This window comes from Noviherbaspirillum aerium, from assembly GCF_008929045.1.
GTDB classification, from domain to species: domain Bacteria; phylum Pseudomonadota; class Gammaproteobacteria; order Burkholderiales; family Burkholderiaceae_D; genus Noviherbaspirillum; species Noviherbaspirillum aerium.
Genome location: NZ_VFAH01000002.1, coordinates 513,320 through 526,590, shown reverse-complemented (window position 1 = coordinate 526,590; position 13,271 = coordinate 513,320). Strand labels below are relative to the sequence as shown.

At 61.1% G+C, this 13,271-nt stretch carries 7 protein-coding genes; 5 read left to right on the top strand and 2 right to left on the bottom strand.

Translation table 11 applies throughout. The annotated features are described in order from the left end of the window. Window positions 1-288 precede the first annotated feature (288 nt). A complete protein-coding gene (locus tag FH061_RS05515; protein WP_151633768.1) occupies window positions 289-2,154 on the top strand; it encodes a hypothetical protein in 1,866 nt (621 codons plus the stop codon). Window positions 2,155-2,839: 685 nt separating this feature from the next. On the opposite strand, the gene FH061_RS05510 is transcribed toward FH061_RS05515, so the two are convergent. After that, window positions 2,840-3,739, bottom strand: coding sequence for an alpha/beta hydrolase (locus tag FH061_RS05510; protein WP_151633766.1), 900 nt, complete (start codon window positions 3,737-3,739; stop codon window positions 2,840-2,842). A 541-nt stretch (window positions 3,740-4,280) separates the two neighbouring features. Here FH061_RS05510 and FH061_RS05505 point away from each other — a divergent pair. The 3 genes from FH061_RS05505 (at window position 4,281) to FH061_RS05495 (ending at window position 8,675) form a co-directional block, all read left to right on the top strand. Then, the gene (locus tag FH061_RS05505; protein WP_151633764.1) at window positions 4,281-6,659 is read left to right on the top strand and encodes a BACON domain-containing protein; all 2,379 of its coding nucleotides are present in this window, start codon (window positions 4,281-4,283) and stop codon (window positions 6,657-6,659) included. Window positions 6,660-6,962: 303 nt separating this feature from the next. Continuing rightward, complete coding sequence (locus FH061_RS05500) at window positions 6,963-7,163, top strand: hypothetical protein (protein ID WP_151633762.1); 201 nt, start codon at window positions 6,963-6,965, stop codon at window positions 7,161-7,163. 438 nt (window positions 7,164-7,601) lie between these two features. Beyond that, the gene (locus tag FH061_RS05495) at window positions 7,602-8,675 is read left to right on the top strand and encodes a tartrate dehydrogenase (protein ID WP_151633760.1); all 1,074 of its coding nucleotides are present in this window, start codon (window positions 7,602-7,604) and stop codon (window positions 8,673-8,675) included. Between the two features lie 55 nt (window positions 8,676-8,730). Here the strand turns inward: FH061_RS05495 and FH061_RS05490 are convergent, their stop codons facing one another. Continuing rightward, on the bottom strand, window positions 8,731-10,152 hold the full coding sequence (locus FH061_RS05490) for a hypothetical protein (protein ID WP_151633758.1): 1,422 nt from the start codon (window positions 10,150-10,152) through the stop codon (window positions 8,731-8,733). Between the two features lie 809 nt (window positions 10,153-10,961). Between FH061_RS05490 and glgX the strand changes: the two genes are divergently transcribed. Beyond that, a complete protein-coding gene (gene glgX, locus FH061_RS05485) occupies window positions 10,962-13,196 on the top strand; it encodes a glycogen debranching protein GlgX (RefSeq protein ID WP_151633756.1) in 2,235 nt (744 codons plus the stop codon). Window positions 13,197-13,271 lie beyond the last annotated feature (75 nt).

Genomic DNA, 13,271 nt, shown 5'->3' with positions numbered 1-13,271 from the left:
CGTTTCATTCACAGGCTTTCCACTGCACGACGCGGCAAATAGCCCAGGTTCCTTTGAGTGCTTTCCCGAACAGTCACTTGCAAATCCGCGGTTCCGCGCGAATGAAAGATTTTGTAACTTAGAAACTTTCGTGGTCATTTCTTCAATAATCTCTGCGTCTCCGCCAGCAACCCTTGCCGTCGCGACGAGTTGACATGTCGACGTCTGCTGCCGGCTTCCAATGGCGGCACGCGGTTGCGCTGCCGCTTCGATTGCATCTCAGCCCCTTGAACAAAGAAGGATGAACTCATGCCAGATCGACGAACACCTCTCATCCCCGCATCCAATATCCTGCTCAGTCCGGCGCAGGCCAAGCGACGCCGTCTCCTGATCGCCGGCGGCTCCGGTCTCATGCTCGGCGCGTGCGGCGGCGGCACAGGCGATGAAGCGCAAAGCACTACCGCCTCATTGCTCGAGACCGGCGCGCCGGAAATGAGCCCCGCGGCATACATCACGAACGCCGCGGATTGGGAACGGCTGCGCGACCGCGAGAAGGCGGTCATGATGGGAGTGCTCAATCAAAGCAACTACCGCCGCCCTGCTTCCAATTTGCCGCAAGCCCTGGCAGAGGCAGTGCAGGCATCGCTGCAGGACGGACGCCCGATCAAACTTCTTCCCGGTGTCACCGAGCTGGACCAGGTGCTGGATCTGCGGACCTCCGGACCAAAGCGCAAAGTAACCATCTTCAGCGATGGCGATCATTGCTTCAGGGGCCGTCATCCGGTGCAAACCAGGCTGCCGCTGCAAATCTACAACTGCTGTTTCGAGCAGGCTTCACGGCAGATCGTTTCCGCCTACGTCAACGATCTTCTACTCTGGTTCAACACTTTCAGCAATTCCAAGTCCGAATCAGTTTTCTTGCAGGCGCTCGCACTTGATGAGGGGTTCAATCGTCTGAGCATGCGCTGGAATGACTTTAGCGGCCACAGGTATGCGCTGATGGCCAATGACATGAACGATTCGCTGATCGAACACAATCGGTGCAGGCAGTCGGTCGGCCGCAATTTCCAGTGCAACGGCGGCTACGGAAACCATTTCATCAACAACGTCATTCATGGCGGAGTCACCGGGATCGCAAATCTCATTCACGGCATACCGAAGCCGGGCAGCGAAGAACATTCGCGTGCCTACAACCAATCGCACCTGGATACCGTCATCGAAGGCAATATCCTGACCGATATCACGGAAGAGGCCATCGGCTTCGACGCTTTTGGCAATAATGCCTATTCCCATCCGGTCGTCGATCAATTCACCCTGGCGCGCTACTATGGATCGCACGGGAAAATCGGCACCAAGGAAAGTCCGTCGATCCTTGTTCCCCGCAATCCCGGAGGGGCCAGCGCCGGCCCGATTCCCGAGGACGAAAACGTGTACCGCCATTACTTCGTCGTGTGGCTGACCGGTCCGCTGGCCGGTAAGTATGCGCAGATTCATCGCTCCTTCGTGCATGGCTCAAGCGGCCTGGTCGGATTCTCCCTGCGCAGTCCGCGCTGGGCGGCGAACCAGATACGGAGCGCTTCGGACCCGGCGCTGCGTCCGGGTGAACTGACCCAGGAAGACTTCGGCGCCATTCAGGACAATGTCATGGTCAACATCTGTTCCCTTGCCGCCAACTTCCGTATTCGCTACAACCGTATCGAGTGCAGTTCTTTTGCGTCCAAGTTCACCACGGCCATCTCCATGTGGGGCGGATGTTCCGGTTTCACGGTGGCAAACAACACGCTGGCAGACGTCGGTGTGCAACCCGAACGCCGACGCTTTGCCGGAATCCGTCTCTCACATCTCGCCGGATTCCACCCCAAGGTCAACAAGGCGGGTGTCCGCACGGCTTATGGCAGCCACACCCTCTGCACCTCTCCGGTCGCTTATGCCCGCGTCGAGAACAACGCCCTCGGTGGACTTGGCATTCGCATGCACAATGAGCCCTACTCCGGGGCAGGCGGCATCGTGCGGGCAATTCACCAATCTGCGGTATCGGGAAACACCAATGTGTTTGGCGGCGCGCCGGAGATCGCGAACTGGACATATCGCATCAGTAGTACCGAGCATGCGGTGATACATCCCGCGATGCCCACGTTCGTCAATAACGCGGCGAATGTATCGGGCAACAGTTGACGCGGCGAATGCTCGGAACAGGCAAGCCAAGGGGCGCCGGCCGGGAGGGCGCTGTCGTGATGAGTTCGTGGCTGGAAACAGCCTCGCCGACTGCATGACAATCCATCCGGACCGGGGTGCCTGAAGCTAGTGGTGCGAGTTAACAATTTGTTGATCAAATGGCGGATGAGAGTCATGCCGATACTGCGTCAGCAATGCGCGCAGCGAATGACAAAGGCGCGTCGACGAAGACAGTGCAGATGAACGGCAAGGAGGTGCGAAGCGGCAAGCGCCATCTTGATCGACGCTCCAGATATTCCCGCGCCATCGCCCCATACTATCGCTGCCGGTCGTCACCGCATCATCCCCGGTTCAACTGTAGCGGTTTCGTCTTGACCAGGCAGGTCAAGGCGAAACCGCTCTAGGCTGTGTTTGATAAGCCGCTTGCTGTAATCTGGGTCCGGATTCGCTCCTGCGGTGCTCGGCGTACTGTCCGTACGCGTGCGCTCCTCGGCGCGACTTCGAACCGCTCGCGGCGCTTATCAAACACAGCCTAGCGACGATAAGCCTCATGCCGGGATTGTCGCTCTCGCCTCAGCAGTATTTGCATGTCGCCTGGCGAACCCGCCATGAATCCGGATTCGCCAGCGCAGGTGCAAGCCGCATGGACCGGTACATCAACAATTCAACAACAAACGAGCAGCAGCTATGCCAGTGCCTGTACGCCGGTCGGTGCGGCTGGCATCGCAGGTGAGGGGTGCCGGTTCTGGCGCGCGAACATCCAGCATCGGAGAAAGGCGGCGATGCGCTGCTGCGTTTCCTCCAGATGGGGAATGTTGAAATGATCCGAGCCGCTGACCGTATGGTCGCCATGCACTGAACTCAGCTTGGATGCCAGCAGGTCCGTATGCACGCCCGGCACCACCGTGTCCTGCTCCGCACGCAGGATCAGCACGGGGGCCTTGATCCTGGCGGCATACTTCACCGATTCGAAGCGATGCCGGAGCACCAGTCCGATCGGCATGGTCCTGAAGCGCCGCTTCGCGATCGACAGGATGGAATCGTAAGGCGTGATCAGGACCACGGCCGCCACGGGATGATGCGCAGCCACCTGCAGCGCCACGCCGGAACCCAGGCTGCGGCCGATCACGGCGATTCTCCCGGGGTCGACCTGCGGGCGGGCCGCCAGCCAGTCGAACAGCATCTTGCCGTCTTCCACCAGGTGGCGCTCCGCAGGCACGCCGTCGGAATTGCCGTAGCCGCGGTAGTTCACCGCCAGCACCGTCATGCCGGGAAACATCGATGTCGCATCACGCACCACCCATGACACCTCTTCGGAGCGGCCGCCGAAGTAAATGACCGCCGGATGCACGCCCGGTGCCCTCGGTGTCAGCAGCCAGCCGCACAGGCGCGTGCCGTCGGCGCCGCGCAATACCACGGAACGCGTGCGATGGCCGGCGCTCTTCGGCCGCTCGCCATCGCCGAGGCGAACGGGATTGAAGATCAGCCGGTGCTGCCTGGCCGACAGCGTGGCCAGCATGCCGAGCCAGAGAGTGCCGGCCACGCCCGCGATGCCGGAAATGATGCGCTTGGTGTGTACGTTCATGATGCCCATCCAATGTCAATGACGCTGATTGCAGGCCGGTTGATGCTCATCCCAGCTTAGATGCCTGAACGCCTCGCGTTTTGCGCTGACGCATAAGCATAAGCATAAGCATAAGCCGCTGCGCGCGGTCAGCCGGATGGCGCATGCTCCAACCGCGGCGCTATAACAGCTTGCATGAACAGCTTGCATGAATGGCCGGCATCGGCATTGAGCGGGAGGGATATCCGCTGAATATGCGCATACATACAGGCAAGCGGCGATGGTGGATCTTTTGAATAGATGAATGAGCAAGAGACGATGCCAATTAATAATGCCTTCCGCAATTCATGTTGGTGACTTACAACGAAACTTGTCAAGCGCATTACAGGTTTTCATTAATCGATGTTCGTCACTTCACTTTCATCGATAGACTTTCGGTCTTTGCGAACGTCGTTGGACTTTGCGATTTTCCGTTTCTTCGTTCATCCATTTTCTTAAGCATGGGCATGTCGCACATAGAAATAGTTCATGCCTGGCAACTCAATAATAAATAAGTATGTTCATGAAAAAATATGTACTTCTGGCGTTGTTGTGCGCATTGTCCGCATGCGGTGGCGGTGGCGGTGGCGGCGGAAGCAATGACGGCGGCAGCGGCAGCGCCCCGGTTGCCAAGCAAGGCACGGGACTGCAGATTAATCTTAATACCGCTCCTTTAAGCTTCAAATTCAGCGAAGGCAGTAATCCCATTCCCGTGGTGGTCAATGCCACTGGCAGCGGCGAGATCAATCAGGATGTTTATATCGGCGCATCGGTCACCGGAGCCGGTGTCGTCACCCCGGTCGACGTTGCAGTGAATCCGCAAGACAGCAGCGCCAGAATCATGATCAGGCCCCAGACCGGATTGGCAGCGGGCACCTACAGCGGGACGGTACAGGTTGTGGCGTGCACCACGAAGGCCTGCACCCAGCATCATGGAGGCTCGCCATTCAACATTCCCTACAAGATCGCCGTAATGGGCACACTGAAGACAAATACCGGTACCGTGGATCTGGCTTCCGCTGAATCGGGAAGTAGTGCCGCCGTGCGAGTGCCCGTCACGCTGCCGGCGGGGGCGGATGGATTGCAGGCGGGCATCACCTACCACAGCTATCAAACTGGCTGGCTCAGCGCGGAAACATCGACAGACGGTGTGAAGCTGCAGGCATCGGCTGCCAGTCTGCGGGCAGGCACCTACAAGGCCAGCCTGGCATTGAGCGCCAACATGGCGGCGGGAGCCTTGACCATACCTGTGACACTGACAGTCTCCGACGGCCTGGTGGTGCCGGCCCAGAGCACATTGCGCTTCGATAGTGAAACGACAGCTGCCGCGGCAAGCCAGAGCGTGCCCGTCAATATTGCGCCCGGCGCCACGGCCACCCGATGGAACGCCGTCAGCAGTCAGCCCTGGCTTCGGCTTGACGCGGCAAGCGGCGACTTCAATACGCCGCTCACCTGGCGCATCGATGCTTCCAGCTTTGCGCAGCTGGCCAATAACGCCTCTTACAAGGCAACCGTCAGGGTCCAGGCGGACGGCGTCACCGAGCGCAATCTTGTGGTCAACGTGGAGAAGCGGCTGGCGCAGATCAAATACACCGATCTGCTGGCATTGACGCCCGGCGTCGCGGGAGAGGTCCTGGTCTTCGGCAGCAATTTCGACACGCTTGCCAAGCCCGAGGACCGCGTCCGTGTCAACGGTGTTGCGCCATTGGCCGTGACGCGGGTCAATGCCGGCCTGTTGCGCCTGTCGCTGCCGGCCATGGAGGCGGGCGACCATGTGGTCAGCGTGGGCAACGCCGCCGGACTTCCTTCTCCGACCGGCACGGTCACGTCCCTCGCGCCGCGCAGCTATGGCTATCAATCCGTTGCGGCGGCCGGCCGCAAGAGGCAGCTGGTATGGGATGCGGTTGGCCAGAATGCCTATGTCGTCAACATGGATCTCAAGAGCGTCATGCGTTACAGCCTGTCCAGCGGCGTACTCGCGCTGGCGGCTTCCCGCAGCTTTACCGCGATCGACAGCATCGGCCTGACGCCGGATCGCAGCGCGCTGTTGCTCAAGGAGGGAACGTCGCGCCTGCATCATCTTGCGCTGAGTGATCTTGCCACCCTCAAGACCATCGACCTGTCCGCAAATGGAAGCTGCTGCACCGGCAGCAACAAGGGGCAAAACCTGCCTGTCATGGGTGATGGCAGCGTGTTCATGCGCGACCACGGCTGGGTCGATCCGGAAAGCGGCGCTGTCCGCGCGCTGAACATCAACACTTACAATGTCGGCTCGCTTGCCGATTGGGCTGCGGTCTCCGGAAACGGACTGCGCATGCTGTGGCCGGACTCGGGTCTTTATAGTCCGCACAGTCCGATTTACCGCTACGAACTCACGGACAGCGTCTTCCAGGCCATCACGCCGGGCAACGACGGCACGTATTTCTATCGGTATGCGGTCAACCGGGACGGCAGCCGCTGGCTGTTCAACGACAGAGTGTATGGTTTCGACCTGACGGTGAAGGGCAATGTGCGCGTGCCCGACGGATGGTACGGCAATTGGGTAGTGATGTCGCGCAGCGGCGCCCGCTCTTACTATTACGCCCAGAGCGCTTCCAGTACCGACAAGGCGCGCATCTATGTGTTCGACACCGGCGCCACGCTGACATCAACGCTGGACTTTCCCGTCATTGGTTATATCGAAGTGGATGACAGGCCGAACTGTTCCCAGATCATGAACAGCGACTCCCATCAGAACTGCTTCCCCTTCGAAACAGGCGCCACGCTCACGGACGATGGACAGACGCTGATCCTGGCCGGAGACCGCAGCATGGTCGTGCTTCCCATTCCGGCCGAATTCCGCGCTCCGCCGCCGGGCGCTGCCACGCCGGCGCCAGTCCTGATGATGCAAAAATCCCGCTAGCGGGATAAGTTGAAAATGGGTTGAAGACGGATTGGCGACATCATGCCGGTACAAGGAAACAAGCACAGCAAGGCCGCGCCTTTGTCATTCGTTGCGCGCATTGTTGACGCAGTATCGGCGTGATTCTCGTCCATCATTTGACCAGTGGCGTGTGAACGGGCCCCAGGCAAGACGTTCCCAAGAGTAACGGTCCCGAGCAGGAACATGTTGTCTGCGCATGAACTAAATTGCAAAGCTTCTGCCTATCCTTGACGATCTCATTGACGTTGCCTTTGCAGATTCCTCATTCACAGGAGGGCATTCATGAACACGCAGCAAGACAAGCATCAGGAACACCAAGCGCATCAAGCGAAACAGGTGGCGCAGCCGGCCGATGAATCGCTCAAGAAGCACGGCGACCAGTTGGAAAAGCCGTTGCATGATGCCATCGCGCCCGATAGTCAGAGCAACCAGGACAGCCAGGACAGCCAGGACAGCCGGCGCAGGGAAGGCGATCGGCAGTGAGAAGTGCGGACCGGCCTCATCGTCCGACACCTGGCCGCCCAAACGGAAAGCTGATGTGCGTCGCATTGTCGGCAATCCTTTTGCTTGCCGGTTGCGGAGGCTATGCGCGCAATTCCGCAGGAGCGTCCGGCATCGAGGCGTATGGCAGCATTGATGCAGGCGTGCAGCGCGAACGCTCGCGTTGAGGGTAAGGGCTGTCCGCTCCCTCCTGACCCCGGATCCCTTGCTCCAGGCTCGCCGCGCCAAGCCTTGCCCGCATCGCCGCCGACGGAAAGGCCAGGTATTCCCATGACCCGGAATGACTGCGAAATTTGCCGTCGATCCGTTCGATGTGTTCCCTCCTTGGGCAACGACTTGCGGTAGCAAGTATCATGTGAGGCAACAGAGGCAGTTGCTTTCCAGCCATCGCCTATCTTCCCCAGTCCAAGGTGATCTTTCATGACAACACATCGCATCGCGGTCATTGCCGGCGACGGCATCGGCAAGGAAACCGTACCGGAAGGCCTGCGCGTACTCGACGCCGCGGCCCGCAAGTTCGGCATCGATTTCCAGTGGGACCATTTCGACTTCGCCTCCTGCGACTATTACCGGCAGCACGGGCAAATGATGCCCGACAACTGGAAGGACCAGATCGGCGGCCATGACGCCATCTTCTTCGGCGCCGTCGGCTGGCCCGACACCGTGCCCGACCATGTCTCGCTGTGGGGTTCGCTCCTGAAGTTGCGGCGCGAATTCGACCAGTACGTCAACCTGCGCCCGGTCCGGCTCATGCCCGGCATTCCCACTCCGCTGGCCAACCGCAAGCCCGGCGACATCGACTTCTATGTGGTGCGCGAAAACACCGAGGGGGAATACTCCTCGGTCGGCGGCAAGATGTATGAAGGCACCGAGCGCGAAGTGGTGTTCCAGGAAAGCGTGTTCTCCAGGAAGGGCGTGGACCGCATCCTCAAATTCGCCTTCGAGCTGGCGCAGAAGCGGCCGAAGAAGCACCTGACCTCGGCCACCAAGTCCAACGGCATTTCCATCACCATGCCGTACTGGGACGAGCGCGTCGTCGAGATGGCCAGGCAGTATCCGGAGATCCGCTGGGACAAGTACCACATCGATATCCTGACCGCGCATTTCGTGCAGAATCCGGACCGCTTCGACGTGGTGGTGGCGTCCAACCTGTTCGGCGACATCCTGTCCGATCTCGGTCCGGCCTGCACCGGCACGATCGCCATCGCGCCGTCGGCCAACATCAATCCCGAGCGCGCCTTTCCGTCCTTGTTCGAACCGGTGCACGGATCGGCGCCGGATATCGCGGGCAAGGGTCTTGCCAATCCGATCGGGCAGATCTGGTGCGGCGCGATGATGCTGGAGCACCTGGGCCATGCGCAAGCCGGCGCGGCGGTGCTGCGCGCGATTGAAAAGGTGCTGGAAGCCGGGCCGGCGAATGCGCCGTTCACGCGCGATATCGGCGGCAAGGCAGGCACGCAGGACCTGGGACGGGCGATTGCCGAAGCGATCTGATACCTTGCTGCCGGAATGAGCTTGCCCGCGATGCCTGCCGCGGACTCCTCTCACCTCAGGCGATCTGCAGAAAAACCGCGAGCAGGAAAAAGTACCCGAGCGCATACGGCGCGTTCCACGCGCACAGGCGGAAGGCGGAAACGCCCGAGATGGTCTGCGCCAGGCCCAGCGTGCCGCTGAACGGACCCAGCATGAAGGTCAGCACCGAGCCGCCGATCAGGGCGAGCGCCAGTTGCGCGGAGCTCAGGCCGAGAAGCTCCGGACGCAGCGAATCGGCCAGCAGCGCAATGGCGACCAGCGGATGCAGCCCGAGAAAGGACGCCGCCAGCGTCATCGCCGGGATCATCAATGCCAGCGCCTGCGCCCCGACGGCATCGCTCAATTGCATGAACAGCTGGTTTATGGTGGCATCCGCAGAAGACAGTCTGATGGCCGCAGCGAAGAAACCGGCGGCGAGGAATACCGCGAACTGGTCGGCCATGCGCGGAATGCGTCCCAGCGCAGCCTGCCCGCCCTCGATAATGAAGCGCCGGCCCTGCCCGATCGCCGCGCACCACAGGAAGGCGCCGGGCACGGCGACCAGCGTGACGACCGTGACCAGGCCGACGCGCAGCCTGGTTTCGATCAGCACGAAGGCGGCTACCAGAAGGCCGATCCCCAGCAGCATGGCGCCCAGCCCGCGCCAGGGCGAAGGGTCCTGGGGAGCATCGGAGGCGGGTGCCGATGCTTGTGTCCGGGGGACCGGCTTGCGTCCCTCCAGCAGGTGGAAGACCAGCCAGTTGATCAGCAGGCAGCCCATGCTCAGGGCGAACAGGCGGGGGAAGAGTGCTGCCCAGTCCAGGCGCAAGGTGTGCAGGACCACGCCGACCACGCCGGATACCGGCGTCCAGAACAGCGGCAGCACATAACCGGAAATCGAGGCGCCGGTCATGAAACGCATCCGGTTGCCGAGCGGATAGCGCTCCACCACCGGCTGCAGGCAGGCCATCATGATGGGAACGGCGGCAAGGCTCACCACCGACCCGCACAGGTAGGCCATCAGGGTGGTCAGGCAATTGAGCCCGACCAGTCCGCTTACTCGCCGCTGCAGCAGCGCCTGTATCGCCTGGCTGTAGCCGCCGAGGCGGATCGGTTCGGCCAGGACGGGCAGGGCGGCGAACAGGGCCAGCAGATAAGCCATGTCGCCGAAGGCGCGCAGCCAGTCGCCCAGGTCCAGCCCAGCCTGCCACAGCAGCAGACTGCCGCCGCCGACGAAACCGAGCGCGATGCCGCGCGCAAGCCTCGCCGCATGCGGCAGGGAGAGAGCGATGGCGATGAGGGAAAGCAGAGACAGCGGCGGGCGAAAGGCCGCATTGCCGGTGACATTGAGCAGCAGCACGCAGGCAATGACACCGAGATAGACGACGGTATGCAGGACATGGCTGCCTCGGCCGGTCGTATGGATAGCGGATGATGACGCCGGAGGCGGAGAGTTCATGGACAGGGCAGCATGGAGTGCGATCTGAAGACAGCGCACAGTATAGGCCCGATCCGGAAGACGAAAAAAAGCCCGAAAAAAAGCCCGCAGACCTGTCGGCTTGCGGGCTGAATCCAATTCAAGGAGAGTTGGAGGAGACGGAAAGCATGTTACCTGCACGGCGGTACGGCGTCCGCTTTTGATTCATGATATTGAGATATAGGCATGCCGCATATCAGCCAGCCGATGGTCGAACGGGGGCCGGCCTGTTGCGGAAGTGACTCGTCAAATGTTGAAGTGTTGAGGCGCTGCGGGAAGCGAAGCGTTTATAGCCGGCCTTCGCGTACAGTAATCCCGGCCGTCCTTGCAGCGCTTCAGACAAGCAATGGAGGCCGGCGACGGTGGGAAACTGTTTCCTCAACAGATCGACTCCTGATCATGTGCAAGCACCGGAACGATTCAAACCTTGCAACATCTATGCTGTAGTTTGCTTTCGACATATCGCATAGTTCAATGAACGTCTTTCCATCGAGAACACCTTATTCCCGCTTTCATGCTACCCGGCATTGCGTTGCCTGCCAGAATCCGTTTTTTTCGTCCCCTTCCAAGGCTCGTCTGGCCTCCCCGGCGGCATTGACTTATTCCATCCATATTGGAGCGGATTGCGGATGGATGGCCGGTCGCCTCGGCTTGTCTCGTGCGCATGGCAGCGTTCTTCGTCGCTGGTGTAGCCCGCCACACGGCGCTTCTCCCGCCTTGCCCTGCATCCCAAGACAAGCCGATTCTTCCCTACGCTCACCTGCAATCCACTCTAATAACAAGGAGGAGCAATGACGTTCGTCAGCTCCGGCACTACCCCCGAGATCATGAAGCCTTCCGTCATCCGCGAAGGCAGGCCGTTTCCGCTTGGCGCCACCTGGGATGGCCTGGGTGTGAACTTTGCGATCTTTTCCGCCCATGCCACCAAGGTCGAGCTGTGCCTGTTCGATATCGATGGCCGGCAGGAAATCGAGCGCATCGAGCTGCCCGAGTACACCGATGAAGTCTGGCATGGTTACCTGCCGAACGCCCGGCCCGGCACGGTCTACGGCTACCGGGTGCATGGCCCGTATGAACCCGACGCGGGCCATCGCTTCAATCCGCACAAGCTGCTCATCGATCCCTATGCCAGGCAGCTGGTCGGCGAGCTGCGCTGGGGACCGGAAGTGTTCGGCTACCAGCTCGACTCGCCCGACAAGGACTTGTCCTTCAATGACAGCAACAGCGCGCACCTGGTGCCGAAATGCCGCGTGATCGATCCGGCCTTCACCTGGGGACCGGAACGCCGCCCGCAGGTGCCCTGGGAAAACACCGTCTTCTACGAGATGCACGTGAAGGGCTTCACCGCGCTCAACGAAAGGATTCCGCCGGAGGAGCGCGGCACGTTCGCCGGCCTCGCCAACGCCGAGGTGGCCGCCTATCTGCGAGCCCTCGGCGTTACCGCCGTCGAGCTGCTGCCCGTGCATGCCTTCCTGCATGACAGCTACCTGACCGAGAAGGGCCTGCGCAACTACTGGGGCTACAACTCGATTGCCTTCTTCGCGCCGCAGGCCGCCTATCTGCAGACGCCGTTCACCAACGAGTTCAAGGAAATGGTGAACCAGTTCCATGCGGCCGGCATCGAGGTGGTGCTCGACGTGGTCTACAACCATACGGCCGAGGGCAACGAGCTCGGCCCGACGCTGTCGCTCAAGGGCATCGACAATGCCAGCTACTATCGGCTGATGCCGGACAACAGGCGCTTCTACATCAACGACACCGGCACCGGCAATACCGTCAACCTGTCGCACCAGCGGGTGCTGCAGATGGTGACCGACTCGCTGCGCTACTGGGTGCAGGAAATGCGGGTGGACGGCTTCCGCTTCGACCTTGCCACCATTCTCGCGCGCGAGCCCTACGGCTTCGACGAGGGCGGCGGCTTCCTCGACGCCTGCCGCCAGGACCCGGTGCTCTCCAGCGTGAAGCTGATCGCCGAGCCCTGGGACATCGGCCCCGGCGGCTACCAGGTCGGCCAGTTCCCGCCGGGATGGGCGGAGTGGAACGACAAGTTCCGCGATACCGTGCGAGGCTTCTGGAAAGGCGACGAAGGCCAGTTGTCGGATTTCGCCTCGCGCATTTCCGGGTCCGGCGATCTGTTCAACAAGCGCGGACGCCGTTCATGGGCCAGCGTCAATTTCATCTGCGCGCATGACGGCTTTACGCTCAACGACCTGGTGTCGTACAACGACAAGCACAATGAAGCCAACGGCGAGGAAAACCGCGACGGCCATTCCAACAACCATTCCTGGAATCATGGCGTGGAAGGCCCGACCGACGATCCGGAAATCCGCGCGCTGCGCGAACGCCAGAAGCGCAACCTGATGGCCACGCTGATCCTGTCGCGCGGCACGCCGATGATCCTGGCCGGCGATGAATTCGGCAATTCCCAGCGCGGCAACAACAACGCCTATGCGCAGGACAATGAAATCACCTGGCTGGAATGGGCGAAGATCGGCGCCGAAGACCGCACCATGCTGTCCTTCACCCGCAAGCTGCTGGAAATCCGCAAGAGCTTCCCCATCCTCAATCGCGGCCGTTTCCTGACCGGCAATTACAACGAGGAGCTCAATGTCAAGGATGTGGCATGGCTCACGCCCGACGGCAGCGAAATGGCGGAACAGCACTGGCAGGACCCGAACGCGAAATGCTTCGGCATGCTGCTCGACGGCCGCGCCCAGGCCACCGGCATCAAGAAGCAGGGCTCGGATGCGACGCTGCTGATCGTCTTCAATGCCCACCATGACGTGGTGAACTTCACGCTGCCCGCCGTTCCCGAGGGCAGGGATTGGGTGAACCTGATCGATACCAACGAACCGGATCGCATCGAGCATCCCTCCTTCGACTTCGGCCATGTGTACGAGGTGACCGGGCGCTCGCTGCTGGTCTTCGCGCTGATCGGCGAGGACAAGCAATTGTGGCGGCTGCGGAATGCGGGTTCGATGCGGGATATCGATAACTGGGTGGGGCCGGCCGCGTCCGAGGCTTGAGGTTTTACCGGCAGTGCGGGTAGGAGTTGCCAGCGGCGAGGTAGAGGGAGCAGGGGTTTCGCAAGGCAAGCCTTG

What these genes read in the sequence shown, in the direction of transcription:
- FH061_RS05515 (WP_151633768.1), top strand. Translation starts at nt 289, where the DNA reads ATGCCAGATCGACGAACACCTCTCATCCCCGCATCCAATATCCTGCTC.
- FH061_RS05505 (WP_151633764.1), top strand. Translation starts at nt 4,281, where the DNA reads ATGAAAAAATATGTACTTCTGGCGTTGTTGTGCGCATTGTCCGCATGC.
- FH061_RS05510 (WP_151633766.1), bottom strand. Translation starts at nt 3,739, where the DNA reads ATGAACGTACACACCAAGCGCATCATTTCCGGCATCGCGGGCGTGGCC.
- FH061_RS05490 (WP_151633758.1), bottom strand. Translation starts at nt 10,152, where the DNA reads ATGAACTCTCCGCCTCCGGCGTCATCATCCGCTATCCATACGACCGGC.
- FH061_RS05500 (WP_151633762.1), top strand. Translation starts at nt 6,963, where the DNA reads ATGAACACGCAGCAAGACAAGCATCAGGAACACCAAGCGCATCAAGCG.
- FH061_RS05495 (WP_151633760.1), top strand. Translation starts at nt 7,602, where the DNA reads ATGACAACACATCGCATCGCGGTCATTGCCGGCGACGGCATCGGCAAG.
- glgX (WP_151633756.1), top strand. Translation starts at nt 10,962, where the DNA reads ATGACGTTCGTCAGCTCCGGCACTACCCCCGAGATCATGAAGCCTTCC.